The sequence below is a fragment of the Herbiconiux dendrobii genome (genome assembly GCF_052048175.1).
Lineage (GTDB): Bacteria > Actinomycetota > Actinomycetes > Actinomycetales > Microbacteriaceae > Herbiconiux.
Genome location: NZ_JBLZQV010000003.1, coordinates 735,556 through 761,784, shown reverse-complemented (window position 1 = coordinate 761,784; position 26,229 = coordinate 735,556). Strand labels below are relative to the sequence as shown.

Genomic DNA, 26,229 nt, shown 5'->3' with positions numbered 1-26,229 from the left:
GTGGGAGGATGAGCGCATGAGCTTTCTCGGCAGCGGTCCCAAAGATCCGTACCAGCCCGGCAAGACCGAGCGCGAGAACAACGCCGGCAACGCGGGCCGGGTGAACCCCGACGACAAAGACCGGGATCCGAGCAAGCCCACCACCACGCGCATCGCGATCTGGATCATCGTCAGTGCCGTCGGCCTGTACTTCATCGGTTCGGGCATCTACGGCATCATCACGAACGGCGGCTGAGCGCAGCCCGTTCGGGATGACGTACCCTTGACCTGATGGATGATCTCTGGCTCGCGATCGCAGCACTGGCCCCGACCGTATTGATCGGCCTGGTGTTCTGGTTCGTCATGCGTGCGCTGATCCGCTCCGACAAGTCGGAGCGTCGCGCCAAGGCGAAGATCGAAGCCCAGGAGCGCGCGCGACTCGGCCTGCCGGCCAAGGTCTCCGCCGACTGACCGACCCGGTACGGTATCCCTGGGGAACAGCGAGTTCGCCGGGGAGTGGGGAACGTTGTCGGCATCTGATGTGGCGGTCTTCGTCGCTCTCGCGCTGCTGCTGATCGACCTCGTGATCCGTGTGATCGCGGTGATCGTGGTTCCGCGCAACCGCCGGCCCTCCACCGGGATCGCCTGGCTGATGGCCATCTTCGTGCTGCCGTACGTGGGCTTCCTGCTGTTCCTGCTGATCGGCTCCTACAAGCTGCCGAAGTCGCGGCGCGACAAGCAGCACGCCATCAACGAGTTCATCATCGAGACCACCGAGGGTATCGAGCGGGTCAGCAACAACCAGCCCTGGCCGCCCTGGTTCAAGAACGTCGTCGAGCTGAACCGCACCCTGGGCGCGATGCCCCTGGTGGGCGGCAACAACGCGGGCCTGGTGGGCGACTACGACGAGGCGATCCGCCAGATGACCGTGGCGATCGACCAGGCGCAGCGCTACGTGCACGCCGAGTTCTACATCCTGTCGCTGGATGCGACCACCGCCCCCTTCTTCGACGCCCTCGAGAACGCGGCCAAGCGCGGTGTCACCGTGCGCGTGCTGCTGGACCACATCGCCTCGGTGCGTGCCCCCGGCAACCGGAAGACCGCCAAGCGCCTGAACGCCATGGGCGTCAAATGGCACTACATGCTGCCGGTGCAGCCCCTCAAGGGCAAGTGGCAGCGGCCGGATCTGCGCAACCACCGCAAGATCCTGGTGATCGACGGCGACGTGGCCTTCATGGGCTCGCAGAACGTCGTCGACCGCAGCTACAACAAGAAGGGCAACATCCGTCGCGGCCTGAAATGGCAAGACCTGATGACCCGCCTCGAGGGCCCGATCGTGGCCGGCATCAACGCCATCTTCATCACCGACTGGTATAGCGAGTCGAACGAGCTGCTGCTGCGCGAGACGCGGGCCATCACCGATGAGGTCATCGACGACGAACCGGATGCCCTCGACATGCAGGTGGTGCCGTCCGGCCCCGGGTTCGACGGCGAGAACAACCTGCGCCTGTTCCTGGCGCTGCTCTACGCCGCGCAGAAGCGCATCATCATCACGAGCCCGTACTTCGTGCCGGATGACGCGATGCTCTACGCCATCACCACGGCCACGCAGCGCGGGGTCGAGGTGCAGCTGTTCGTCTCCGAGATCGGCGACCAGGCGCTCGTCTACCACGCGCAGCGCTCGTACTACGAGGTGCTGCTGCGGGCGGGCGTGAAGATCTGGATGTACCAGTCGCCGTACATCCTGCACTCCAAGCACTTCACCATCGACGACGACGTGGCCGTGATCGGCTCCTCGAACATGGACATGCGCTCGTTCAGCCTCAACATGGAGGTGTCGCTGATGGTGCGCGGGCAGTCGTTCGTGACCGAGATGCGCGCGGTCGAAGACGGCTACCGCGCCGTCAGCCGCGAGCTGACCCTCGACGAGTGGCACAAGCAGCCGCTGCGCTCGACCATCCTCGACAACCTCGCGCGCCTCACCTCCGCCATCCAGTAGCGACCGGGCTCGCGCATCCGTGTGGTCAGCGGCGCGGCTTGAGGCGCACGCCGGGCAGCACCGGTGCGGGCAGCGGGTTGCCGGCGAAGTGGTGGTCGCTGTCACCGAAGCGGCGGGGGAGTGCGGATGCGGCGGCTGGCCCCGCGGGTGCTGTCGCGGCATCCGGGGCGTGGGTGGGTGCGGGTTCCGGAGCGTCGGTGGGCGTCGCAGCCGGAGCCTCGGCCGGCTCGGCGCCCGACTCGCGTTGCCACTGGGCGCGGTAGCCCACGACCTCCTCGTGGCTGCGGCCCACGAAGTTCCACCACATCAGGATCTGCTCGCGCAGCGGGGTGCCCCCGATCAGCAGCGCGCGCACGGGATGAGCGCCTGCTTCGAGACGGATGCTCGTGCGGCCGAGCCCCGTGTACGCCAGTTCGGTGCGCCGCACCATGCCGCCCTCGACGGTGAGCTCGCCGGCATCCACCAGCACGCCGTGCTCGAAGTCGGCGCTCACCGGCAGCTCGGCCACGCCGCGGGCCGGCAGCCGGATCTCGGCGGCCACCAAGGGCGTGAAGGTGGCGGCCCCCACGGTCGCGCCGGCGAGGGAGCCCACGAACACGTCGAGCTCGGCATCCTGCACCCTGGCCGGCACGGCCCGGTGGCTCTCGAAGAACGGATCGACCTGGCGTGAGGCCTCCGGCAGCGCCACCCAGAGCTGCACGCCGTGCAGCGTGGTGGTGGCGGAGGTGGAGATCTCGGAGTGCGAGATGCCGTGGCCGGCGGTCATCAGGTTGAGTTCTCCGGGGCGCACGAAGGCGTGACTGCCCACGCTGTCGCGGTGCTCGATCTCGCCGGCGAACAGCCAGCTCACGGTCTGCAGCCCGGTGTGCGGATGCGGCGGCACCACCATCCCGCCGGTCACCGAGACGTCGGAGGGGCCGTAGTGGTCGACGAAGCACCAGGCTCCGATGAGGGTGCGCTCGCGGCTGGGGAGCGTGCGGTGCACGGTCATCGCGCGCGGCCCGCCGAGCGGCACCTCACGCGCCTCGATGATCTCGGGCAGTGCCGGGCCCGAGGCGAGGACGGCGTCGCATTCGACCCAGGTCTCGGCGGGCTTCTGCTCGAGGTTGCTCATGAACGAATCCTACGTTCGCTACGATTCTCGACGGGGGATCGCCTTCGTCGCGCCCCCGCGCATCCGACAATCCGATAACCCGGGGGAAACCAATGATCACGTCCACTCTCGCCGAGAGCTACTCGTACTCCTACAGCTACCAGGCCGACCCGTTCACCTCGATCCTCAGCGTCGCGCTCACCGCGCTCACGATCATCGGGATGTGGCTCACGTTCAACAAGGCCGGCCTGCACGGCTGGGCCGCGATCGTGCCGTTCTACAACATCTGGACGCTGTGCAAGCTGGCGGGACGCCCCGGCTGGTGGTTCATCTGGTACATCATCCCGATCGCGAACATCATCGTCGGCATCATCGTCGCGCTCGAGGTCGCCCGCCGCTTCGGCAAGGGCGGCGTCTTCGGCTTCTTCCTGCTCTTCTGGCCGCTCCCCTTCATCGGCTACCCGATCCTCGGCTTCAGCAGCGCCCAGTACCAGGGCCCCCGCCCCGAAGGCGCCGCCCCCGCCGTCGCCGTCTGATCGCGCCGACTCACGCCCCGAGCGCCCCTGCCCACTCCGGTCGGCAGGGGCGTTCGCGTGTACGGGCTCAGCCCACGACGCGCGTCGCCTCGGTGCCGAACCGCCGCCGGGCGACGTCGCCCGTGGTACCGAGAACGGCGCCGATTCCGACCCAACTGACGTTCCCTGCGCGAGCGGCTGCCACCGCGGCGCTGAGGCCCGGTTCCCCTCGGCGATCTGCCGCAGCCGCATCGTAAAGCGCGAAGTACGCCTGTCCGTCGATCAGATCCTCGTCGCGGGGTTCATACGCCTCGAATCGAGCGGCACACGCTTCGTAGAAGGCTTCGAGATCTTCTGTCGGCTCGGTCATCTGTGGCTCCTGACGAACTTGAGACGTGCACGCATCGCGTGCACCACCATGGCTCGGTCTGCTCTCAGCGACAGGCCCACCTCGAGGAATGCGCCGTTCCGGCCGGGACCGACGACCATGGTCAACCCGTTCTCGAGCTCGTGGAAATGCAGGGCGTGATCGAGTGCGTGCGTGATGTCCTCCTCAGAGACTCCGTGCTTCAGGGCGGAACGGGCGATTCGCCGATCCATCTCCACGTTAACAAGGGTCGGAGTATTGAGCAATGGTCATGACTGACATTCGCTCGGCTGAGGAGAGTACGAGGCGCGGTCGCACGATCTGTGGAGAACCACGGAGACCCGCGCGCCTGTGGAGACGGGACGTAACCCAGTCACGCCCACGGCGAACAGGGGCTGTCGGGGGTCGGTTCGCTGGCTAGTCTCTTCGTATCGGCCGTCATCCTGCCCTGGCGGCCAAGGAGACAGACATGTTTGAGAGATTCACCGACCGCGCCCGTCGCGTCGTCGTCCTGGCCCAAGAAGAGGCCAAGATGCTCAACCACAACTACATCGGCACCGAGCACATCCTGCTCGGACTCATCCACGAGGGTGAGGGTGTCGCAGCGAAGGCTCTCGAGTCGCTGAACATCTCGCTCGATGCCGTGCGCGAGCAGGTTCAAGACATCATCGGCCAGGGCCAGCAGCAGCCCACCGGCCACATCCCCTTCACGCCGCGTGCGAAGAAGGTACTCGAGCTGAGCCTCCGCGAGGCCCTGCAGCTCGGCCACAACTACATCGGCACCGAGCACATCCTGCTCGGCCTCATCCGCGAGGGCGAAGGCGTGGCCGCGCAGGTGCTCGTCAAGCTCGGCGCCGACCTCAACCGGGTGCGTCAGCAGGTCATCCAGCTGCTCAGCGGATACCAGGGTAAGGAGCAGGTCGCCGTCGGTGGGAACGACCAGGCGCCCGACAAGGGATCGCAGATCCTCGACCAGTTCGGCCGCAACCTCACCCAGGCCGCGCGCGACAATAAGCTCGACCCGGTGATCGGCCGCGAGAAGGAGATCGAGCGGGTCATGCAGATCCTCTCGCGCCGCTCCAAGAACAACCCCGTGCTGATCGGTGAGCCCGGCGTCGGCAAGACCGCCGTCGTCGAGGGCCTGGCCCAGGCGATCGTGCGCGGCGACGTGCCCGAGACGCTGAAGGACAAGCAGCTCTACACGCTCGACCTCGGTTCGCTGATCGCAGGCTCCCGCTACCGCGGCGACTTCGAGGAGCGCCTGAAGAAGGTCACCAAGGAGATCCGCACCCGCGGCGACATCATCACCTTCATCGACGAGATCCACACCCTCGTCGGTGCGGGTGCCGCCGAGGGCGCGATCGACGCGGCGAGCATCCTGAAGCCGCTGCTCGCCCGCGGTGAGCTGCAGACCATCGGCGCCACCACGCTCGACGAGTACCGCAAGCACTTCGAGAAGGATGCCGCGCTCGAGCGCCGCTTCCAGCCCATCCAGGTGGCCGAGCCGTCGCTGCCTCACGCGATCAACATCCTGAAGGGCCTGCGCGACAAGTACGAGGCCTTCCACAAGGTGTCGATCACGGATGGCGCGATCGTCGCCGCCGCGAACCTCGCCGACCGCTACGTGCAAGACCGCTTCCTGCCCGACAAGGCCATCGACCTGATCGACGAGGCCGGCGCCCGCCTGCGCCTGTCGATCCTGTCGGCCCCGCCGGAGCTGCGTGAGTTCGACGAGCGGATCGCCGCCGTGCGCGGGCAGAAGGAAGCCGCGATCGAAGACCAGGACTTCGAGAAGGCCGCCAGCCTGCGCGACGAGGAGAAGAACCTCCTCGGTGAGCGACTGCGCCTCGAGAAGCAGTGGAAGTCGGGCGACGTGCAGACCTCCGGCATCGTCGACGAGGGGCTCATCGCGGAGGTGCTGGCTCAGGCCACGGGCATCCCGGTGTTCAAGCTCACCGAAGAGGAGTCGGCGCGACTCGTGTTCATGGAGAAGGCCCTGCACCAGCGGGTCATCGGCCAGAACGAGGCCATCGCGGCGCTCTCGCGCACGATCCGCCGCACGCGTGCGGGTCTGAAAGACCCGAAGCGCCCCTCGGGCTCGTTCATCTTCGCCGGCCCCACCGGTGTCGGTAAGACCGAGCTCGCCAAGGCGCTCGCCGAGTTCCTGTTCGACGACGAGAACGCGCTGATCTCCCTCGACATGTCGGAGTACGGCGAGAAGCACACCGTCTCGCGGCTGTTCGGTGCCCCTCCCGGGTTCGTCGGTTTCGAAGAGGGCGGCCAGCTCACCGAGAAGGTGCGCCGCAAGCCCTTCAGCGTGGTGCTGTTCGACGAGATCGAGAAGGCGCACCCCGACATCTTCAACTCGCTGCTCCAGGTGCTGGAGGAGGGACGTCTGACGGATGGCCAGGGTCGCGTGGTCGACTTCAAGAACACGGTCATCATCATGACGACGAACCTCGGAACCAAGGACATCACCGGCAGCCCCATCGGCTTCCAGGTGTCGGGCAACGAGTCGACCTCGTACGACCGCATGAAGGCGAAGGTCTCGGAGGAGCTGAAGAAGAACTTCAAGCCGGAGTTCCTCAACCGCGTCGACGACACCATCGTGTTCCCGCAGCTGAACAAGGTGGAGCTGCTGCAGATCGTCGACCTGTTCATCAAGCGCCTGCGCGACCGCCTGCTCGACCGCGACATGACCATCGAGCTGACGCTGCCCGCCAAGGAGCGCCTGATCGAGGTCGGCTTCGACCCGTCGCTCGGTGCTCGGCCGCTGCGTCGCGCGATGCAGCACGAGGTCGAAGACCAGCTGTCGGAGCGCATCCTCCAGGGTGAGCTGAACGCGGGCGACCACGTGCACGTCGACTTCCAGGACGGCAAGTTCGTGTTCACGCAGACCTCGCGGGAGCCCGTGGCCATCGGCGCGGGCGCCGGCGACCAGCAGCAGGCCTCGGCCGCTGCGGCCGCGGCCGCCCTCGGCGACCTCGACTAGTCACCCCTCGGCGGCCCCGGCCGCCTCCCCGAAGGGCCGGACACCACACGGTGTCCGGCCCTTCGTCGTCCCTCCCGCCCTGCACCCCACCCACCCTTCGTCGACCCGTCACTCAGTCCCGTTATCGCACCCCCATAACGGGACTGAGTGACGGGTCGAGGAGGGGGTGGGTGCGCGACCACCGGGCACGCGGGGATACGCTGGTGCGATGAGTTCGAGCAAGACGCAGAGCGCCGTGACCGTGCGGCGTGCGCGGACCAGTGACGTCCCCCGCATCCAGGAGCTGGTGGAGCCCCTGGTGCAGCGACGAATCTTGCTCGGCAAAGACGCGGTGGTGTTCTACGAGGCCGTGCAGGAATTTCGGGTGGCGGAGGACGAGGAGGGCAACCTCGTCGGCTGCGGCGCTCTGCACGTGTTCTGGGAAGACCTGGGCGAGGTGCGCACCCTCGCCGTGCACGACGACTGGCTCGGCCGAGGTGTGGGCCGGGCCCTGCTGGCGCAGATCGAGACGGATGCTCTCGACCTCGGCCTGTCGCGCCTGTTCTGCCTCACCTTCGAGGTGCCGTTCTTCCAGCGCAACGGCTACACAGCCTCGCCGCTGGCGCTGGTCGAGCCCGAGGTCTACGCCGAGCTCGTGCGCTCTCCCGACGAGGGTGTGGCCGAGTTCCTCGACCTCGCCCGCGTGAAGCCCAACACCCTCGGGAACACCCGCATGCTGAAGCACCTCGCCCGATGAGCGCCGGCACCGTCGAGCACGACGGCAACCCCGACGCTGAGGGCGACGGCGAGGACAAGAAGACCTTCAACCAGCGCCTCCGTGACCGCTACTTCGGCAGGCCCCGCTCGGGAACGGATGCGACGGCGGAGGCCGAGGGCGAGTCCTCGCTCCCCAAATCGAACCAGATGGGCTTCTTCGGCCGCGTGCAGCGCCCGGGGGGCTTCGACCGCCCACCCGAAGAGCCGGTCGAGCTCGACGACGACGACCTCCCCTGGGAGCTCGGCGGCCCGCGCCGCGACTGACCCGGCCTCACCCCCCTCGCCGACCCGGCACTCGATACCGCTATCCGGCTTCGAAAGCGGCATGAACTGCCGGGTCGGCGAGGTGGGGGGGGGGCTAGCAGTGGGCGCGGAGGTGTGCGTGCCCGGGTGGACACCGGTGTGGGCAGGCGCCGGTTCTAGCGGCGGGGGCGGGAAGCACAGGTGACGCAGAGGGTGGCGGTGGGGCGGGCCTCCAGGCGGCCGGAGGCGATCCGCTGGCCGCAGTTCTCACAGATGCCGTAGCGGCCCTCGGCCACACGGGCGAAGGCGGCGTCGACCTCGGCCAGGCGGTTCGTCGCCTCACGCTGCAGACCATCCAGACGGGACCACTCGCTCGAGAGCGTCGGCCCTTCGGGATCGTGCTCGTCGTCATCCGACGACGACTCGCGGATGCGCCTCAGCTCGTCGAGAGCGCTCGACAGCGAGGCGAGCTGCGCCTCGGTGCGCTGCCGCTCGGCCTCGAGGATGGAGGAGGGACCCGTGATCAGCCCGCGGGCGCGGGGCCGTCGGTGGGCGTGGCGTCGCCGACGAACTCCTTGAACTCGTCTTCGACCTTCTCGTCGAAGCTGTCGGTCTCGTCGTACTCGTCGTCGACCTCGGGGCGCTGCCCGTTGTGCTCGAACGACTCGGGGGTGGGGGGATCTACGAAAGTGCTCATGCCAGAAGGCTACGCCGGGCCGCCGACAGCGGCCAGGGCTCGCGGCGGAGCCACAGCCCGGTGCAGCCCGGCACGCGACGGCGGCGCGGCGGTGCGGCGGTGCGGCGGCGCGGCCGAAACATGCCGAACACACGCGGGAGTTATCATCCACAGGTGTCTCCCGTCTCTCCCTACCAGGTCTGCGTGGCCTTCCTCACCCGCGTGCGCGCCGACGGCCGCACCGAGGTGCTTCTCGGCCGCAAGAAGACCGGCCTCGGATCGGGCAACATCGTGGGCCTCGGTGGCAAGGTCGAGGCCGGCGAGAGTGCGCTCGACGCCATCGTGCGGGAGATCGAGGAAGAGTCGAGCCTGGTGGTCGATCCGGCCGACCTCACCGAGATGGGGCTGGTGAAGTTCGCCTTCCCGTTCCGGGAGAACTGGAGCCAGGATTCGACGGTGTTCGTGGCCAGCGTCTGGAGCGGAGAGCCCGAAGAGTCCGACGAGGTGTCACCCGACTGGTATCCGCTCGACGAACTGCCCCTGGACGACATGTGGGACGACGCCAAGTACTGGCTGCCGGCCGTGCTCGCGGGCGAGCGGGTGCTGGGCGACTTCACGTTCGGTGAGGACTGCGCCACCGTCTCGGGCTACGAGCTGCACGACCCGGCGCTGCGCACGCCCTGAGTCGAGCGCCGGCTGGGAGCCGAGGGCCGAGGGGCGCGGGCCGAGCAGCGAGGAACGGGCACCGAGGGGCGCGCGCGAGCGCCCCGCATCCTCAGCCCGCGGCGGCCGGCTCCAGCCGCACCACGACCGCCTTCGACACCGGCGTGTTGCTGCCTTCGGCGGTCGAGTCGAGCGCGATGAGCACGTTCGCCTCGGGGAAGTACGCGGCCGCGCATCCGCGGGCCGTCGGATAGGCGACCGCCCGGAAACCGCGCAGCTCCCGGTCGGGCTGCCCCGCCCACTCGCTGAACACGTCGACCGCCTGCCCGTCGGCGAGTCCCAGCGCCTCCAGGTCGGCCGGATGCACGAACACCACGTTCCGCCCTTTCTTGATGCCCCGGTAGCGGTCGTTCAGGCTGTAGATCGTCGTGTTGAACTGGTCGTGCGAGCGCAGGGTCTGCAGCAGCAGGCGCCCCGGCGGGCACACCACCGGCTCCAGCTCGTTCACGGTCAGCAGCGCCTTGCCCACGGCGTTCGTGAAGGTGCGCGAGTCGCGCGGACCGTTCGGCAGCACGAAGCCCTGCTCGCGGCGGATCTTCTCGTTGTAGCCCGCGCAGCCCGGCACCACGCGCCCGATGTGCTCCCGGATGACGTCGTAGTCGGCCTCGAAGCCGGCCCAGTCGATCCCGGATGCCTCACCCAGCGTCGCGCGGGCCAACCGCGTCACGATCGCCACCTCCGAGAGCAGGTTCGGCGCCACCGGCGGGATGCGCCCGTGCGAGGCGTGCACCGCGCACACCGAGTCCTCCACCGACACGATCTGCGGGCCCGAGGCCTGCAGGTCGATCTCGGTGCGCCCGAGGGTGGGCAGGATGATCGCCTCGGCGCCGGTGACGGCGTGCGAGCGGTTGAGCTTGGTGGAGATCTGCACGGTCATCCCCGTGCCGCGCATCGCGGCCTCGGCCGCCGCCGTGTCGGAGATGGCTCCCACGAAGTTGCCGCCGAGCGACACCCAGGTCTTGATCTCGCCCCGCTGCATGGCCCGGATGCCGTGCACCGCATCCACCCCCATCTCGCGCGGCATCGGCCGCCCGAACTCGCGCTCGAGCGCGTCGAGGAAGGCGGGCGGCATCTGCTCCCAGATGCCCATGGTGCGGTCGCCCTGCACGTTGCTGTGCCCGCGCACGGGTGACGCTCCGGCACCGGGCTTGCCGATGTTGCCGCGCAGCAGCAGGAGGTTGATGATCTCCTTGATGCCCGCGACGGCCTTCTTGTGCTGGGTGACCCCCATCGCCCAGGTGATGATGGTGGCGTTCGAGCGGATGTACCGCTCGGCCAGCTCGTCGATCTCGGCGCTCGTGAGGCCGGTCGCCTCCAGCACCTCGGCCTCCTCGAGTCGGGAGAGGTGCTCGGTGAGCTCCGGCAGCCCCAGGCAGTGCTCGGCGAGGAAGGCATGGTCGAGCACCGTGCCGGGCGCCGCCGCCTCGGCGGCGAGCACGCGCTGCGACAGCGCCTGCAGCAGGGCCATGTCACCGCCGAGCCGGATCTGCAGGAACTGGTCGGACATCGCCGTGCCGTGCCCCAGCACCCCGCGCACGGTCTGCGGGTTCTTGTAGCGCTCGAGCGCGGCCTCGGGCAGCGGGTTGACCGAGACGATGGTGGCGCCGGCCTTCTTGGCGTCTTCGAGCGCGGTGAGCATCCGCGGATGGTTCGTTCCCGGGTTCTGGCCCATCACGATGATGAGTTCGGCCTTCTCGAAGTCGTCGTACGCGATGGTGGACTTGCCGATGCCGATCACCTCGCTGAGCGCGGTGCCGGTGGACTCGTGGCACATGTTCGAGCAGTCGGGCAGGTTGTTGGTGCCGAAGGAGCGCACGAACAACTGGTACGCGAAGGCGGCCTCGTTCGAGGCGCGGCCGCTGGTGTAGAAGGCGGCCTGGTCGGGGCTCTCCAGCGCCCGCAGGTTCTCGCCTACGAGGCGGAAGGCCTCGTCCCAGCTCACCGGGCGGTAGTGGTCTTCGCCGGCGGGCTTGTGGACGGGCTCGGTGAGCCGCCCCTGCATGCCGAGCCAGTACTCCGACTTGCCGGCCAGGTCGTGCACCGAGTGCTCGGCCCAGAAGCTGCTCGGCACGATGACCGGGGTGGCCTCCCAGATCACGGCCTTGGCGCCGTTCTCGCAGAACTCGAGCTTCTTGCGGTGATCCGGATCGGGCCAGGCGCAGCTCATGCAGTCGAAGCCGCCGCGCTGGTTGATCGAGGTCAGCAGCTCGAGGGTGCGCCGCCCGCCCAGTTGGCGGAGCGCCGGCTCCATCGAGTGCAGCACGCCGGGCAGGCCCACGGCGTAGTGCTTCGGAGGGGAGACCTCGATGTCGGCGTCGGTGACGTCGTCGACGGGTGGCTTGGCGCTCATGCGGGGGCTCCGGTGGGGTCGGTGTCGACGGATGTCGCGACGGCGGCCGCGCGTGCGGCGCCGATCCGCTGCGGGCTGCTGTAGACCACCATCGAGTCGCCGCGCAGGAAGCCGACGAGCGTCATCCCGAGTTCGGCGGCGAGTTCGGCCGCGAGCGAGGAGGGGGCGGAGACGGCGGCGAGCATCGGGATGCCGGCCATCGAGGCCTTCTGGGCGAGTTCGAAGCTCGCCCGCCCCGACACCATCAGCACGGTGGAGCGCAGCGGGAGCCGGTTCTCCTTGACGGCCCAGCCGACGACCTTGTCGACCGCGTTGTGCCGGCCCACGTCTTCGCGCAGCACGAGCAGCTCGCCGGTGAGGGCGTCGAAGAGTGCGGCCGCGTGCAGGCCGCCGGTCTTCTCGAACACCGCCTGCTGTGCGCGCAGCAGGTCGGGGAAGGTCACCAGCAGGGCCGGGTCGATCTCGAAGGCGTCGCCGCGCACCTCGTAGTGCGAGAGCGTGCGCACGGCGTCGATGCTGGCCTTGCCGCAGAGCCCGCACGAGCTCGTGGTGTAGAAGTTGCGCTCGAGGCTCGGGTCCGGGGCCGGAACACCGGGCGCGAGCGTCACGTCGAGCACGTTGTAGGTGTTGAGGCCTTCGTCGGTGGCGCCGGCGCAGTAGCGGGCCGCCGCGAAGTCGTCGCCGTGCCGGATGACGCCCTCCGACACGAGGAAGCCGGCCGCGAGGTCGGTGTCGTGACCGGGCGTGCGCATCGTGATGGCCAGCGACCGGCCGCCCACCCGGATCTCGAGGGGCTCTTCGACGGCGAGCAGGTCCTCGCGGAACTCCCGCGGCGAGCCCACCGTGATGCGGGTCACGCGGCGTCGAGCGGTGATTCGTCCCATGTGTCAGGAATAGCATCCGCGGGAGGCCGGGGCAAACCTGCCGAGCGGATGCTCAGCGCTCCGGCCGGGGCGCCGCGACGGCGGAGAGCCTAGGCTGGGCGCGTGCTGCTGGATGCGATCGTTCTGGCCGGAGGCCGCTCCTCGCGGCTCGGCGGGGAGCCCAAGCAGCACCTGGTCGTGGACGGGCTCAGCCTGCTGCGCCGAGCGGTCGACGTGGCCCGAGCGGCCGGAGCGCAGCGGATCGTGGTGGTGGGGGAGCCGGGCCTCGCCGCGGAGTTCGCGGGTGCGGCCGTCGAGGTGGGTGGCGGTGGGGCTGCGCGGGCCGGAACCGGCGCGGGTGGGGGAACCGGGGTGGATCCGGGTGCGGATCCTGGCGGGCGTGTCGAGGTGGTTCGCGAGGAACCGGCGTTCGGCGGCCCGGCGGCCGCGATCGCGGCGGGGGTGACGGCTCTGGGCGCGCCGTCCTCCGGTACCAGGCGCCGCATCCTCGTGCTGGCCTGCGACATGCCCGGATGCGGGGAGGCCGTCTCCGCGCTGCTGCGCGCGGCGAGGGAGGCGGAGGCCTCCCTGCCCGCGGGGTGGGGCGGGGGCGCCGACGGAGTGACCGCGGTCGACGCATCCGGGCGCCGGCAGCATCTGCTCGCGCTGTACGACGCGGGCGCGCTGTCCGCCGCCGTGCACCGGATGGGCTCTCGCCTCGACGGACTCGCCGTGCGAACCTTGATCGAACCGCTGGAGCTGCGCGAGGTGGCGATCCCCGCCGGCGCCGCCGACGACGTCGACACCTGGGACGACGCCGAGCGCCTCGGCGCACGACCGCCCCGAGCGGACGGCACAGCGCGCGGACAGGAAAGCGCGCGGACAGGAAAGCGCGCGGACGGGAAAGCGCGCGGACAGGAAAGAAGGAGCCCCATGAGTTCTGAAGACGAGCAGCTGCGCGAACTCGCCGCCTGGAGTGCGCGCCTGGCGGCCGAACTGCGGCTGGAGGGGTTCGTGGTGGATGTGGAGGCGCTCCTCGCGCTGGCCGGGGTGGCGGCGCACTCGGTGCGGCGGCCGGCGGCGCCGCTCACGACCTACGTGGTGGGCTACGCCGCCGGGCTCGCGGCGGCGGGGGGCACGGCGGCGGGCGACGAACTCGCTCGGGCGATCGACACCGCGACCCGGCTGGCGCACACCGCCGCCGCCGAGCGAGCGGCCGCCGACGACGTGCCGCCCACCACGACAGTGGAGCTGCCGCCCACCGCAGACGGTCCCGCGTGAGATCGGGAGCTCCACATGAGCGGCGCTGACCGCGCGACGGGACCGGATCCCGCGGCCGCACCCCGACCTGGGTCCGCATCCGAACCCGAAGCCGCGTCGGCATCCGGGCCGGCTTCGGCGACGACGGCGTCCGGGGAGCTGCCCGCAGCGGCACCGGTTCCGTGGCACGAGGCACGGCGGATCGCCCGGGCCGCGGCAGTGTCGCTCGAGCCGATCCGCGTTCCCCTCGAGGCGGCGGCGGGCCGCGTGCTCGCCGGCGACCTGCACGCGCTCCTCGAGGTGCCGCACTACGACTCCTCCGCCATGGACGGCTGGGCCGTGGCCGGCGATCCGCCCTGGCGGGTGCTCGACGACGACTCGAACCCGGTGACCCTGCGCGGGGGCGAGGCCCGCCCCATCGTCACCGGCGGTCTGGTGCCGGGCGGCATCCGGGGCGTGCTGCGAAGCGAACACGGCGTCGTGCGGTCCGTCGACGGCCTCCGGATGCTCGAGCCGCGTCCCGGGGCGGCCGGCGAACCGCATCCCGGCCAGCACATCCGGCTCGCGGGCCGGGAGGCGCGGAAGGGTGAACGACTGATCGGCGCCGGGCGCCCGCTGAACCCGGTGCATCTGGCCCTCGCGGCGGCGGGAGGTCACGACCACCTGGCGGTCGCGGCCCGACCCGCCGTCGCCGTGCTGCTCACCGGCGCGGAGGTCGTGCCGCAGGGGATCCCCGGTCCCGGACGGGTGCGCGACAGCTTCGGGCCCTCCCTGCCCGGAGTGATCGCGAGCCTGGGCGGTACCGTCACCGGCCTCGACCGGATCGGCGACGACCTCGACGCGACGATCACCGCAATCGCCGCGATCACGGCGCGGGCGACGGCGAACCCGGCGCCGTCAGACTCCGCACCGCCCGCTGGGGCCGCTCCCTCTCTGCTGCTCACCACGGGAGGCACCGGCGGATCCGGCTCCGACCACGTGCGCGCCGCCCTGCGCGCCCTCGGCGCCGAGTTCCTGGTCGACGGCCTCGCCGCCCGCCCCGGCGGCCCCGCCCTGCTGGCACGGCTCCCGGGAGGTCTCCTCGTGGTCGGGCTGCCGGGCAACCCGCTCGCGGCCCTGCTCAGCCTGCTGACGCTCGCGCATCCGGTGCTCGCCGCGTTCCAGGGACTCCCGCTCCCCGCGCTCGGCGAGGTCGTGCTGGGCGCTGCCGTCGAAGCCGCTCGCAGCCCCACCGTGCTGCGCCCCTACCGGCTGCACGACGGGCTCGCCGTGCCCACCGACTGGCACGGATCGGGCATGCTGCGCGGGCTCGCCGACGCCGACGGCGTGCTGGTGTGCGAGGGGGCGGGCGCGGCGGCGGGCGAGCGCGTGCCGACGCTGCCGATCCCGTGGTGATCCCGGGAAGTTCTTCTCGGACGGCGGTCGGCGCGTGATACTGGAGGCGTGAGGTCTGCTGCGACCTCGGCCGGATCCTCCCGGCGCACTCCGCAGCACACTCCCACTATCGGCGCAGATGGGCGGCAGAGCATGAGCAGTCCTTGGCTCGCCCATCCGGATGCCCGGCAGCGCTCACGCCCCCGCACCGTCGTGCACGACTCCTGGGAGCGCGCGAAGAGCCGGGCGCTCGACCCCGAGCACCTGCTGCCCGACCTCGAGGTGGCGGGGGACGTGCTGGCGGAGTACCGGCGCGCGCATCCGCTCTCCCTCGTGCTGCCGGTCATCCGCAAGCTGCTGGTGCGGGATGCCGAGGGCTCGGGCCTGCTCGTGGCCGTCGGCGACGAGATGGGCCGGCTGCTCTGGGTCGAAGGCGACTCCGCCTCGAAGCGGGCGGCCGAGGACATGCGCTTCGTGGAGGGCGCGGGCTGGTCGGAGAGCCGGGTGGGCACCTCGGCCCCCGGCACGGCGCTGGAACTCGACCACGGCATCCAGATCCACGACTCCGAGCACTTCAACCGGCTGGTGCACGGCTGGAGCTGCACCGCGGTGCCGGTGCACGACCCCGAGACCCGGCGCATCCTGGGCGTGATCGACATCACGGGGGATGCCCGGGCGGTGGATCCGCACACGCTCCCGCTGATCGAGGCGACCGCCGCGGCCGCCGAGGCCGAGCTGATGGTGCTGCGGCTGCGGGCCCTGAGCGATCGGGGCGGCGAGGGCGGCTCGACGTCGACCCGCGGGCGCTCACCGCTCAGCGTGGTGGGGTTCGGCGGGGCGGGCGCCGCGGGCCCCGCCGGAGCCCGGAGAGGTTCCGCCGTGCGGGCGGGGCGCCGGCCGGATGCGGGGCCGATCTCGATGCACGTGCTCGGTCGCGACACGGGCGAGCTGACCGGGGCGAACGGGCCGGTCGAGCTGAGTTCGCGGCACTCCGAGATCGTGACCGTGCTGGCGTGGCATCCGGAGGGCGTCTCGGCGCAGCGCCTGGCCGCCGAGGTCTACGGCGACGAGTCGGGAGTGGTGACGCTCCGCCCCGAGCTGGTGCGGTTGCGGCGCATCCTGACCGCCGCCGGCACCGGCGTGGACATCGAGTCGCGGCCGTACCGGCTGAGCGTGCCGATCGAGCTCGACGCCCACCACGTGGTCTCGCTGCTCGACAAGGGGGCGCACCGGGTGGCGCTGGCTGCGGTGCGCGGGCCGCTGCTGCCCGGATCCGACGCCCCCGGGGTCGTCGCCATCCGCGACCGGGTGCGGATGCGGCTGCGCGAGGCGATCCTCACCGATGCGGCCGTCGACGTGCTGCTCGACTACGCCGCCACCGAAGACGGCCTCGACGACGCCGAGGTGTGGACCGCGGCCCTCCGGCTGCTGCCCGCGCGCTCGCCGAAACGAGCCGGCGTGGTGGCGCACCTCGAGGCGCTCGAGGGGTCGCGGTAAGACCTCGACCCCGTTCGACCCCGGTCACGGGGCTGACCCGCGGGCGGGCGGCGTGTGCGGCAGCGCGGTCCGCCCGGACGATCTGCACGGTGTCGCCGACGATCGGTCGGAAGGATCCGGCCGCCGCCGCGTTGCATCCCTCATGACCACCGACACCGCGTCGCTCTCGCTCGCGAGCAGCAGCAGCACCACTGCCCCGTCCGATCCCGCGCCCAGAGACTCCTGGGCCGGTGTCGTCGCGCTCGGGCTCGGCGTGTTCTCGCTCGTGATGGCGGAGTTCCTCCCGGCGAGCCTGCTCACCCGCATCGCGGGGGACCTCGGCGTGAGCGAGGGGGTGGCCGGCCAGTCGGTGAGCGTCACCGCGATCGTGGCGGCGCTCGCCGGGCTCACCCTCCCCGTGCTGCTCCCGAGGATGGACCGGCGCCACCTGACGCTCGGCCTCGGCGCCCTCGCCGTGCTCTCCGACCTGCTCGTGGCCTTCGCCCCGAACTACCCCGTGCTGCTGGCGGCCCGGGTGCTGCTCGGCATCGCGCTCGGCGGGTTCTGGGCGCTCGCCATCTCCATGACCGCTCGGCTGGTGTCGCCCGCCCGCCTCGGCCGGGGTATGACGATCGTGAACATCGGGGTGTCGCTGGCCACCGTGGCCGCCATCCCGCTCGGCACGTGGCTGGGCGAGGTGTGGGGCTGGCGCACGGTGTTCCTGCTCGCGGCCGGTGTCGGCGTGGTGGCGCTCGTGGTGCAACTGATCGTGCTGCCCTCGGTGCGGCCCACCGGCGGTGCGGGCTTCCGGGCGCTCTTCGCCACCCTGCGTTCCCGCCTGATCCTGCTCGGCCTGCTCGCCACGGCGCTGGTGGCCGGCGGTCACTTCGCCGCCTTCACCTACATCCGCCCCGCCGCCACCGAGGTGGGCGGCTTCGACGACGCGGCCCTCCCGGCGCTGCTGCTGGTCTACGGTCTGGCGGCCTTCGCCGGCAACCTGGTGGCCGGCCCCCTGGTCGACAAGCGGATGCGACTGGCCGTGCTGGTGATGCCGGCACTGCTCGGCGCCGCCCTGCTGCTGTTCTCGTTCTCGGGTGGCAGCCAGGCGCTCGTCGTCGTGGCCGTGGCGCTCTGGGGCCTCGGCTTCGGCGCTGTGCCGACCACGCTGACGACCTGGATGGCCCGCGCCGAGCCCTCCCGGCTGGAGAGCGTCGGCGGCCTGCAGGCGGCCGCCTTCCAAGTGGCGATCGCGCTCGGCGCCGTGACCGGCGGCCTCCTCGTCGACGGCGTCGGCGTGCGCACGGCCCTCCTCGCGGGCGGCCTGGCGGCCCTCGCCGGCGGCGTCCTGCTCACCTCCCTCCGCACCCGCGCCTAGCCCACGATCCACCCGCCGACCCGTCAGTCAGTCCCGTTATGGCAGCTCGAAAGCGGGACGAACTGACGGGTCGGCGACGGCGGAGCGGCGCCAGGCGGTGGGGGTCTCGCCGGAGACACGGCGGAAGGCGCGGCTGAAGGCCTCGTCGGAGCAGTAGCCGAGGGCGTTCGCCGCCTGGCCCACGCTGAAGCCGCCCTCGGTGAGCAGCTGCTTCGCCCGTTCCATCCGCACCCGCGCGAGGTACGCCAGCGGCGGCACGCCGACGGCGAGCCGGAACTGCTCGGCGAACACCGAGCGCGAGGAGTTCGCCACCCGGGCCAGGGCGGCGACGCTCCACTTGGTGCCCGGCTCGTTCTGGATCGCCTCCAGGGCGCGGGCGATGTGCGGATCGCGCAGGGCGAGCTGCCAGCCGGATGCTCCGGAGTCTCGGTCGCATCCGCTCTCCGCCCAGCCGCGCAGCGTGGCCGTCACCACCAGGGTGGCGAGGCCGTCCGCGAGCGACGCGGACTCGTCCCGGCCCGCCGCCAGCTCCTCGCGGATGCCGCCGATCAGGCCCGCCACCACGGCGGAGCGCTCGGCGAGGGCGCAACTCATCATCAGCTCGGGCAGTCCGCCCTCGAGCACGGCGGCCGGGGCGGCGCCGTCGACCCGGAGCGCGATGGTCAGCAGCTCCGCCTCCTCGATCGCGGTCAGCGAGTGCGGACCGCCGAGCGGGAGCAGGAACACGTCTCCGGCGCGCACGATCGCGCAGGCCCCGGTGCCCGAGACGCTGGCCGATCCGGAGACGACGTGGTGCAGCACCGCACCCTCGCTCCGCCGCCGGCGCTCGCCCGGCGCGAGCCGTTCCAGCGCCGGCGAATCGGCCCGGAACCGCAGCCGGGCCAGCAGCGCCCCCACGGCATCCGGTTCGGTTCTGACGACGGTCATGAACGGATCAAGGCCCGGCCGGTCCCGGGCATTCCCGCGCAACCCGATGCAACCTGCCGCGGCGTAACCTTCCGGGCATCCGACACCGTCGTCGACAAGGAGCATCATGACCATCATCGATCGTCCCGAGGCCGGGACCGACACCGCCGAGGCCGCCGCACCGGCAGCGCCCGGCTCCACCGTCTACGCGAACCCCGGCACCGCGGGTGCCGTCGTCGCCTTCAAGCCGCGCTACGACAACTACATCGGCGGCGAGTACGTTCCGCCGGCCAGCGGCCAGTACTTCCAGAACCCCACCCCCATCACGGGCCAGAACTTCACCGAGATCGCCCGCGGCAACGCCACCGACGTCGACCGCGCCGTGGAGGCCGGCTGGAAGGCCTTCGAGGCCTGGGGCAAGACGAGCGTCGCCGAGCGCGCCGTCATCCTGAACAAGATCGCCGACCGCATGGAGCAGAACCTCGAACTGCTGGCCGTGGCCGAGACGTGGGAGAACGGCAAGCCGGTGCGCGAGACGCTCGCCGCCGACATCCCGCTCGCCATCGACCACTTCCGCTACTTCGCGGGCTGTATCCGGGCGCAGGAGGGTGGCATCAGCGAGATCGACCACGACACGATCGCGTACCACTTCCACGAGCCGCTGGGCGTCGTGGGCCAGATCATCCCTTGGAACTTCCCCATCCTGATGGCCGTCTGGAAGCTCGCGCCGGCGCTCGCCGCGGGCAACTGCGTGGTGCTGAAGCCGGCCGAGCAGACGCCGGCCAGCATCCATGTGCTGCTGGGCCTGATCGAAGACCTGCTGCCGGCGGGTGTGCTCAACATCGTGAACGGCTTCGGCATCGAGGCCGGCGCACCGCTCGCGAGCCACAACAACATCCGCAAGATCGCGTTCACGGGCGAGACCACCACCGGCCGCCTGATCATGCAGTACGCGAGCGAGAACCTCATCCCCGTCACCCTCGAACTCGGCGGCAAGAGCCCGAACGTGTTCTTCGCCGACGTGGCCGACGAGAAGGATTCCTTCTACGACAAGGCGCTCGAGGGCTTCACCTTCTTCGCGCTCAACCAGGGCGAGGTGTGCACCTGCCCGAGCCGCGCGCTCGTGCAGCGCTCGATCTACGACGGCTTCGTGGCGGACGGCCTCGACCGCGTCGCCAAGGTGAAGCAGGGCAACCCGCTCGACACCAGCACGATGATCGGGGCGCAGGCGAGCAACGACCAGCTGGAGAAGATCCTCAGTTACATGGACATCGGCAAGCAGGGCGGCGCCAAGCTGCTCACCGGCGGCGAGCGAGCCGATCTCGGCGGCGAGCTGAGCGGAGGCTTCTACGTGCAGCCGACCGTGTTCGAGGGCACCAACGACATGCGCATCTTCCAGGAGGAGATCTTCGGGCCGGTGCTCGCCCTCACCAGCTTCAGCGATTACGACGAGGGCATCGCCATCGCCAACGACACCCTGTACGGTCTCGGCGCCGGCGTCTGGTCGCGCAGCGGATCGCAGCTCTACCGTGCGGGCCGTGCCATCCAGGCCGGTCGCGTCTGGTCGAACACCTACCACCAGTACCCGGCGCACGCGGCCTTCGGCGGGTACAAGCAGTCCGGCATCGGGCGGGAGAACCACCGCATGATGCTCGACCACTACCAGCAGACGAAGAACCTTCTCGTCTCCTATGCCGACGGGCCGATGGGATTCTTCTGATGACGGATCCCACGTCGGGGACCGTGCCGGGAGCCGTTGGGGCGGCTCCCGGCACTGGGGCCGGGGCCGACACCGTCGTCGCCCCGGCGTTCTCCCGCGTCGACGTGACCGAGGAGGCCGCCGAGATGCTGCGGCACCTCGCCTCGATCAACGGGCAGCTGATGTTCCACCAGTCGGGCGGATGCTGCGACGGCTCCTCGCCGATGTGCTACCCGGTCGGGATGTTCCGCACCGGCGGCTCGGACATCCTGATCGGCACCCTGCACGTCGAGGGCACCTACCCCGTCGAGGTGTACATGTCGCGGTCGCAGTTCGAGTACTGGAAGTACACCCACCTCACCATCGACCTCGTCGACGGCCGGGGGAGCGGCTTCTCGATCGAGGCCCCCGAGGGCAAGCGCTTCCTGATCCGTTCCCGCATGCTCGACGACGCCGAGCTCGAGGCGTTCGGCCTCGCCGGCTCGTGAGGTGTGACGGGGCGGGTTGGGCGGATTCGCAGGGTCGGGAGCCGCGAATCCCGGTGTCGCGCCGGGGCTCGGGCGCATCCGCTGGTTAATGTGGGCTCATGTCGAGCATCGGACAACCCGGGCAAGCACCGGGAAAGCTGCCCAAGCAGGTGTACTGGCGGCGCCGCGCGGTCGTGCTGTTCGCGCTCGTGGCCGTGATCGTGGTGGTCGTGCTGATCATCGTGCGGCCGGGCTCCGGTGCGCAGGGCGAGTCGCCCGTCGCGGACGTCGCTCCCACCTCGAGCGGCGATCCGGGAGCAGCGGATGCGGCGGGCTCAGCCGATCCCGCGGCCACGCCCGGCTCGGTCGACGCGGCCACCACCGATCCGAACGCTCCCGCGGCCGCCTGCGCCGCCGGCAACATCTCGGTGACCCCGGTGACGGATGCCACCACCTACGCCGCCGGGGTGAACCCGCAGATCTCGTTCACGATCGAGAACACCGGTTCGGAGCCCTGCACCATCAACGCGGGCACCTCGCAGCAGCTCTACACGATCACCAGCGGCGACGAGACCTACTGGGTCTCGACCGACTGCCAGACCGGCGCCTCCGACACCGAGGCCCTGCTCGAGCCGGGCGTCGCCGTGAACTCGACGCCCTTCGCCTGGGACCGCACCCGCTCGAGCACCGCCACCTGCGGGGCGGCCGACCGCCCCCAGGTTCCCGCTGCCGGCGCCTCGTACCACCTCACCGTGCAGGTCGCGGGCATCCCGGCCGCCGACACCCAGCAGTTCATCCTGAACTGACCGTCTCGGGCGGGTCGCCGGGTGGCGGAACCGCGCTCGGCGCCGCCGGCGCACCCCCGAAGAGGGGCTGGGGGCGTTCTACGGGCGTGCAATAGTGTCGGGTGACCCGTCCCTCTCCGGGTGACCCGCCCCTACCCGGAAGACCCGATGATCCGACGCCTAGGTGGCACCGCAGCGGCCGCCCTCCTCACCTCCCTGCTCGTTCTGAGCGCCATCCCCGCCCATGCGGCAGCCGAGGCTCCGACGCCGGTGTCGACGGACGTCCCGTCATCGTCGGCTCCGGTGACGGCGCCGACGGATCCCCCGACGTCGTCGGCTCCGACACCCGTGGCGACCGAGGCTCCGACGCCCGTTCCACCGCTCGCGGAGGATCCCGACGCGGAGCCCGAGCCCCCGGCTGCAGGCCCGACACCCGCCGTCATCGACGGTGAGTCCACCGACGGTGCCTCCGCGAATGAACTCCAGGTCGGTGTCGCCCCCGGAAACCAGCGGCTCTCCGGCGCCGACCGGTACGAGGTGGCCATCACCGTCTCCCGGGCGTGGAGCACGGGCGAGACCGACACGGTCTTCATCGCCAAGGGCACCGACTACCCCGATGCGCTCTCCGCCTCGGCCGTCGCGGCGACGCTCAATGCGCCGCTCCTGCTCACACCGAGCGACCGCCTGCTGCCGTCCGTGGCCGATCGCATCCGCGAGCTGGCGCCGGAGAGGGTGATCATCGTCGGCGGCCCGTCGTCGGTGCAGCCCCAGGTCGCCACCGCCCTCGCCGCCCTCGGCACGGAGGTCACGCGCATCTCGGGGGCCGATCGCTACGAGGTCTCGATCAATCTCGTGCGCTTCGCCTTCCCGGCGGGCCTGCCGGTGCTCTACCTCGCCACGGGCAACAACTTCCCCGACGCCCTGTCGGCGAGCCCGGCCGCCGTCACCTCGGGCGGCGCCGTCCTGCTGGTGAACGGCTGGTCGTCGGGTCTCGGCGGCGTGACGGCGAGCGAGATCCGCCGCCTCGCGCCGAGCAAGGTGGTGATCGTAGGCGGCACCGCCTCGGTGAACTCCTCGGTGGAGTCGAGCGTGCGCAGCCTGGTCCCGTCCGTCGACCGCATCGGCGGCGCCGATCGCTACGAGGCCTCGGCGAACGTGAACCTCTACGCCTTCCCGAGCGCCGACCGGATCTTCTTCGCCACCGGCCGCACCTTCGCCGACGCGCTCTCCGGCGGCGCGCTGGCCGGCCGGCTGAACTCACCGCTGCTCGTGGTGGCGGGCGGCTGCGTCACCGACGTCACCGCCTGGACGGTGAACAACCGCTTCGCCTCGGCCGCCCGCACACTGCTCGGGGGTCCGGCCTCCGTGGGCGACGGGGTCTACGACCTCACGGTCTGCCCGCCGCCACCTCCCCCGGCCCCGCCCGCGCCGCCGACGCCGCCCACGCCGCCTGCCCCGCCGACGGTGCCCGGCAACCCGGGGGACACGAAGAACTGCAAGGACTTCGCCACCTGGGCCGAGGCGAAGGCGTGGTTCGACTACTACTACCCGTACTACGGCGACGTGGCGAAGCTCGACGGCAACAACGACCTCATCCCGTGCGAGAGCCTGCCCGGGGCGCCCTGACCCCCTTCCCCTGGCACGCTGACGCCCCTGGGAGTCACGTGCTCCCGCTGCCGCCTGCGCGGCCGGAGTGTTAGGGTCCGTAGCAGATCAGATCGATTCCCAGACCCGGATCGGCGTGCTTCCTGCTTCGCGATGAGGAAAACCGGGTGCGGTGTGGAACAGCTGACAAGGCTTGCAGTGGCGGTTCAGGTCGAAGACCTGCACCTCGAGAGACTCTCCGACCAGAGACTGCGTGATCTCGCCGGCCTGGTCGACCACCTCTGGGCGATGCCGGATCTGGATCCGGACGGGGTGGATTCCATCCGCTTCGAATGGCTCGCTCCACTGATCCAGTCGGAGCGGCGCCGCCGGGCTCGGGCGGCGGCGGCGCCGGCCGGTGAGACCGCTCATCACCTGTCCACCGTCTTCCAGCCGGTGATCGACCTCGAGACGGGCTCGCGAGTGGCCTACGAGGCGCTCACCCGCGTGCGAGGAACACAGGACGACTCGCCGCAACGGCTGCTGGACCAGGCCCGCCGCGACGGACGGATCGCGGAGGTGGATCGGGCCTGCTGGACGACGGCGTTGCGATCCGCCGAGACGCTCGATCTCGTGCGGCCCCACTGTGTTCTGATCAATGTGGAGCCGGAGTCGTTCCAGGCCGGTCTCCTCCTGCAGGTGCCTCCGGTGAGTCCGGTGGTCGTCGAGCTCACCGAACGCGCGCTGCTGTCCTCGCCCGCGGCGCTCCTGACGATGGTCGGGCACGCGCGCGATGCGGGTCATGCGATCGCGATCGACGACCTGGGCGCCGATCCGGCATCCCTCGCACTGGTACCGCTGATCGATCCCGATGTCGTGAAGCTCGACATGAGGCTGATCCAGGACAGGCCGGATGCGGAGATCGCCCGAGTGATGTCCGCGCTCAACACGCACGCGGCGACATCCGGGGTCGTGATCGTCGCCGAGGGGATCGAGAACCGCCGCCAGCTCATCACGGCCCGGGCCCTGGGCGCCACGCACGGACAGGGCTGGTACTTCAGCAGAGCCGTCGCCGACGTCGACGACGGCCATGCGCTGCCCGGACTGTCCGTCCGCCCGAAGCCGGTCGAAGCGCCGGCCGGGGCCAAGACGCCGTTCGAGGTCCTCGCCGCCCACGTCCCGACGAAGTCGTCCGACCGGGCTCTGCTGGTGCAGATGAGCATCTTCCTGGAGGCACGTGCTCGGGCCAGCGGCGACTCCGCGGTGGTCCTGTCGACGTTCCAGCATGCGTCGAACGTGACCCCCGGTGCCACACGGCGGTACCTCGATCTCGCGGAGCACTGCGCCCTCGTGATGGTGCACGTCGACGGCCCCACCCCGATGTTCGATGCGAGCGAGGTGCATGTCGCCCGCATCCCTCAGAACGACCCGTTGCTCGACGAGTGGGACATCATCGTTCTCACGGCGGATTTCGCCGCGGTGCTGGTCGCGCGGGAGACCGACCCGTCCCGCCACGAGGAGGGCGCGTACGAATTCGCGCTGAGCCACGACCGGAGTCTGGCCGTGGAAGCCGCCAAGCACCTCGTCCTCCGGGGGGAGGAGCGATGACCGGAGCGCGCGAGACTCATCCGGCGATCGGTATCGAGCACGGCGGCCACCGCGTATAGTCGGGGTGATCGGGCCAAGACCTCGCCCTCAGTGGATCGGGACGATGATGGGGCTTTTGACGTACGGTTCGAACGGTGTCGAGATCGAGTTCGAGGATCGCCTTCTGGCGCATCTCCAGGTGGTGATCTCGTCGAAACTCCGCCGAGGTGAGGGGTTCACCCTCGGCTTCTGCAGCAATGACGGACGGGGTCCGCGAGCGCTGTGGATCGGCCAGGGCATCCCGCTGATGTACCAGTACGGCGGCACGCGCCCGCCGACCCTGAACACCCGATGGCTCAACGACATGGTCGCTCGTGCGGGCACGTCGAACGGGCTGCTGATCGCGCCGGAGCCCGAGCCGGACCCGGATCCGGAATCAGGATCCTGAGGCGGCGTCGATGACCTCCTGGGCGATGGTGGAGAGCCTCTGCCCGCTGTTCCGGGCGCGCGTGCGCAGCCGGCGGAAGGCCTCGTCCATGTCGACGCGCTCGGTGTGCGCCAGCACGCCCTTGGCCTGTTCGATCAGGATGCGGCTGTTCAGCGCGTGCTGGAGCTGTTCCCGGGCGATGTCGGCCTCGCGCAGGGCCCGTTCCTGAAGGATGCCGATGGTCGCGACGTCGGCCAAGGCCTTGGCGGTGGCGGTGTCGCTGGCATCCCAGGGTCCGCGCCGGTCGCTGAAGAGATTGAGCGAGCCGATGGTCTCGTCGCGCAGCCGCATCGGGATGGCGTACATCGACTGGTAGCCGAGGGAGGCGGCGTCGGTGGCGAAGGTGGGCCAGTTCGCGTAAGTGGCGGCGATGTCGTCGACCGCCGCGACCTGGCCGCTGTGGTAGGCGTCGACACACGGCCCTTCCTGCGCGTCGAGCTGCAGCAGTCCGATCAGGTGGCTGCGTTCGCTGCTGGAGGCCACGACCTCCAGCACCCCGTCGTCGTTGGGGAGCAGGATGCCGGCATCGGCGGCATCGAGGATGTGGACGGTGCGTTCGACCAGGGTGTGCAGGAGGTCGACGACGTCGTAGCCGGCGACCAGGGTGTCGGCGAGGTCGACGAATGTCTCGGCGAGGAGTGCTTCGCGGGTGGGGGCCGTCATTTGCTCAACC

General features: G+C 70.7%; 26 protein-coding genes. 18 read left to right on the top strand and 8 right to left on the bottom strand.

The window, feature by feature from the left end; all coding sequences use genetic code 11:
• Positions 1-16: 16 nt before the first annotated feature.
• The 3 genes from ACN4JJ_RS12570 to cls are packed head-to-tail and all read left to right on the top strand — an operon-like array spanning position 17 to position 1,978.
• Complete coding sequence (locus tag ACN4JJ_RS12570) at positions 17-235, top strand: hypothetical protein (protein ID WP_291054859.1); 219 nt, start codon at positions 17-19, stop codon at positions 233-235.
• Between the two features lie 35 nt (positions 236-270).
• Complete coding sequence (locus ACN4JJ_RS12565; RefSeq protein WP_440710224.1) at positions 271-450, top strand: hypothetical protein; 180 nt, start codon at positions 271-273, stop codon at positions 448-450.
• Between the two features lie 55 nt (positions 451-505).
• The gene (gene cls, locus ACN4JJ_RS12560; RefSeq protein WP_440710223.1) at positions 506-1,978 is read left to right on the top strand and encodes a cardiolipin synthase; all 1,473 of its coding nucleotides are present in this window, start codon (positions 506-508) and stop codon (positions 1,976-1,978) included.
• 25 nt (positions 1,979-2,003) lie between these two features.
• On the opposite strand, the gene ACN4JJ_RS12555 is transcribed toward cls, so the two are convergent.
• Positions 2,004-3,092: a pirin family protein gene (locus ACN4JJ_RS12555; RefSeq protein WP_440710222.1), complete on the bottom strand. Its 1,089-nt coding sequence runs from the start codon at positions 3,090-3,092 to the stop codon at positions 2,004-2,006.
• Between the two features lie 92 nt (positions 3,093-3,184).
• Between ACN4JJ_RS12555 and ACN4JJ_RS12550 the strand changes: the two genes are divergently transcribed.
• Positions 3,185-3,607, top strand: coding sequence for a DUF5684 domain-containing protein (locus tag ACN4JJ_RS12550; RefSeq protein ID WP_440710221.1), 423 nt, complete (start codon positions 3,185-3,187; stop codon positions 3,605-3,607).
• Positions 3,608-3,674: 67 nt separating this feature from the next.
• Here ACN4JJ_RS12550 and ACN4JJ_RS12545 read toward each other — a convergent pair whose 3' ends face one another.
• Positions 3,675-3,956: a hypothetical protein gene (locus ACN4JJ_RS12545; protein ID WP_440710220.1), complete on the bottom strand. Its 282-nt coding sequence runs from the start codon at positions 3,954-3,956 to the stop codon at positions 3,675-3,677.
• Between the two features lie 466 nt (positions 3,957-4,422).
• On the opposite strand from ACN4JJ_RS12545, the gene ACN4JJ_RS12540 reads away from it, so the two are divergent.
• The 3 genes from ACN4JJ_RS12540 (at position 4,423) to ACN4JJ_RS12530 (ending at position 7,965) form a co-directional block, all read left to right on the top strand.
• A complete protein-coding gene (locus ACN4JJ_RS12540; protein WP_440710219.1) occupies positions 4,423-6,945 on the top strand; it encodes an ATP-dependent Clp protease ATP-binding subunit in 2,523 nt (840 codons plus the stop codon).
• A 208-nt stretch (positions 6,946-7,153) separates the two neighbouring features.
• The gene (locus ACN4JJ_RS12535) at positions 7,154-7,681 is read left to right on the top strand and encodes an amino-acid N-acetyltransferase (protein ID WP_440710218.1); all 528 of its coding nucleotides are present in this window, start codon (positions 7,154-7,156) and stop codon (positions 7,679-7,681) included.
• Positions 7,678-7,965, top strand: a complete 288-nt coding sequence (locus ACN4JJ_RS12530; protein WP_440710217.1) for a hypothetical protein — start codon at positions 7,678-7,680, stop codon at positions 7,963-7,965. Before ACN4JJ_RS12535 ends, ACN4JJ_RS12530 begins: the two co-directional genes overlap by 4 nt.
• A gap of 155 nt (positions 7,966-8,120) precedes the next feature.
• On the opposite strand, the gene ACN4JJ_RS12525 is transcribed toward ACN4JJ_RS12530, so the two are convergent.
• Positions 8,121-8,240, bottom strand: a complete 120-nt coding sequence (locus ACN4JJ_RS12525) for a TraR/DksA C4-type zinc finger protein (RefSeq protein WP_440710216.1) — start codon at positions 8,238-8,240, stop codon at positions 8,121-8,123.
• 227 nt (positions 8,241-8,467) lie between these two features.
• Positions 8,468-8,641 carry a hypothetical protein gene (locus ACN4JJ_RS12520; protein WP_440710215.1) on the bottom strand — a complete coding sequence of 58 codons (174 nt, stop codon included), beginning with the start codon at positions 8,639-8,641 and terminating at the stop codon, positions 8,468-8,470.
• 153 nt (positions 8,642-8,794) lie between these two features.
• Between ACN4JJ_RS12520 and ACN4JJ_RS12515 the strand changes: the two genes are divergently transcribed.
• Positions 8,795-9,304: an 8-oxo-dGTP diphosphatase gene (locus ACN4JJ_RS12515; protein WP_440710214.1), complete on the top strand. Its 510-nt coding sequence runs from the start codon at positions 8,795-8,797 to the stop codon at positions 9,302-9,304.
• Between the two features lie 91 nt (positions 9,305-9,395).
• On the opposite strand, the gene ACN4JJ_RS12510 is transcribed toward ACN4JJ_RS12515, so the two are convergent.
• Positions 9,396-11,693 carry an FdhF/YdeP family oxidoreductase gene (locus tag ACN4JJ_RS12510; RefSeq protein WP_440710213.1) on the bottom strand — a complete coding sequence of 766 codons (2,298 nt, stop codon included), beginning with the start codon at positions 11,691-11,693 and terminating at the stop codon, positions 9,396-9,398.
• Positions 11,690-12,577, bottom strand: coding sequence for a formate dehydrogenase accessory sulfurtransferase FdhD (fdhD, locus tag ACN4JJ_RS12505; RefSeq protein ID WP_440710212.1), 888 nt, complete (start codon positions 12,575-12,577; stop codon positions 11,690-11,692). The genes ACN4JJ_RS12510 and fdhD overlap by 4 nt, the downstream gene beginning before the upstream one ends.
• Before the next feature lie 102 nt (positions 12,578-12,679).
• On the opposite strand from fdhD, the gene mobA reads away from it, so the two are divergent.
• The 4 genes from mobA to ACN4JJ_RS12485 all read left to right on the top strand — a co-directional run bounded on the left by mobA (position 12,680) and on the right by ACN4JJ_RS12485 (position 18,041).
• Positions 12,680-13,837, top strand: a complete 1,158-nt coding sequence (gene mobA, locus ACN4JJ_RS12500) for a molybdenum cofactor guanylyltransferase (RefSeq protein WP_440710211.1) — start codon at positions 12,680-12,682, stop codon at positions 13,835-13,837.
• Between the two features lie 15 nt (positions 13,838-13,852).
• On the top strand, positions 13,853-15,211 hold the full coding sequence (locus tag ACN4JJ_RS12495; protein WP_440710210.1) for a molybdopterin-binding protein: 1,359 nt from the start codon (positions 13,853-13,855) through the stop codon (positions 15,209-15,211).
• Positions 15,212-15,343: 132 nt separating this feature from the next.
• Positions 15,344-16,687, top strand: coding sequence for a GAF domain-containing protein (locus ACN4JJ_RS12490; RefSeq protein ID WP_440710209.1), 1,344 nt, complete (start codon positions 15,344-15,346; stop codon positions 16,685-16,687).
• 142 nt (positions 16,688-16,829) lie between these two features.
• The gene (locus ACN4JJ_RS12485) at positions 16,830-18,041 is read left to right on the top strand and encodes an MFS transporter (protein ID WP_440710208.1); all 1,212 of its coding nucleotides are present in this window, start codon (positions 16,830-16,832) and stop codon (positions 18,039-18,041) included.
• 36 nt (positions 18,042-18,077) lie between these two features.
• On the opposite strand, the gene ACN4JJ_RS12480 is transcribed toward ACN4JJ_RS12485, so the two are convergent.
• A complete protein-coding gene (locus ACN4JJ_RS12480; RefSeq protein ID WP_440710207.1) occupies positions 18,078-18,968 on the bottom strand; it encodes a helix-turn-helix domain-containing protein in 891 nt (296 codons plus the stop codon).
• Positions 18,969-19,074: 106 nt separating this feature from the next.
• Between ACN4JJ_RS12480 and exaC the strand changes: the two genes are divergently transcribed.
• The 6 genes from exaC (at position 19,075) to ACN4JJ_RS12450 (ending at position 25,517) form a co-directional block, all read left to right on the top strand.
• A complete protein-coding gene (gene exaC / locus ACN4JJ_RS12475) occupies positions 19,075-20,667 on the top strand; it encodes an acetaldehyde dehydrogenase ExaC (protein WP_440710206.1) in 1,593 nt (530 codons plus the stop codon).
• A 125-nt stretch (positions 20,668-20,792) separates the two neighbouring features.
• Entirely contained in the window at positions 20,793-21,134 is a 342-nt protein-coding gene (locus ACN4JJ_RS12470) for a DUF779 domain-containing protein (protein ID WP_440710305.1), read from the top strand.
• Between the two features lie 98 nt (positions 21,135-21,232).
• A complete protein-coding gene (locus ACN4JJ_RS12465; RefSeq protein WP_440710205.1) occupies positions 21,233-21,919 on the top strand; it encodes a hypothetical protein in 687 nt (228 codons plus the stop codon).
• A gap of 147 nt (positions 21,920-22,066) precedes the next feature.
• Positions 22,067-23,524 (top strand): cell wall-binding repeat-containing protein, encoded by a 1,458-nt coding sequence (locus ACN4JJ_RS12460; RefSeq protein ID WP_440710204.1) that lies wholly within the window; start codon positions 22,067-22,069, stop codon positions 23,522-23,524.
• Between the two features lie 177 nt (positions 23,525-23,701).
• Positions 23,702-25,090, top strand: coding sequence for a sensor domain-containing phosphodiesterase (locus tag ACN4JJ_RS12455; protein ID WP_440710203.1), 1,389 nt, complete (start codon positions 23,702-23,704; stop codon positions 25,088-25,090).
• A gap of 103 nt (positions 25,091-25,193) precedes the next feature.
• A complete protein-coding gene (locus ACN4JJ_RS12450) occupies positions 25,194-25,517 on the top strand; it encodes a DUF7882 family protein (RefSeq protein WP_440710202.1) in 324 nt (107 codons plus the stop codon).
• On the opposite strand, the gene ACN4JJ_RS12445 is transcribed toward ACN4JJ_RS12450, so the two are convergent.
• Positions 25,506-26,219, bottom strand: coding sequence for an ANTAR domain-containing protein (locus tag ACN4JJ_RS12445; RefSeq protein ID WP_440710201.1), 714 nt, complete (start codon positions 26,217-26,219; stop codon positions 25,506-25,508). The genes ACN4JJ_RS12450 and ACN4JJ_RS12445 overlap by 12 nt on opposite strands.
• Positions 26,220-26,229 lie beyond the last annotated feature (10 nt).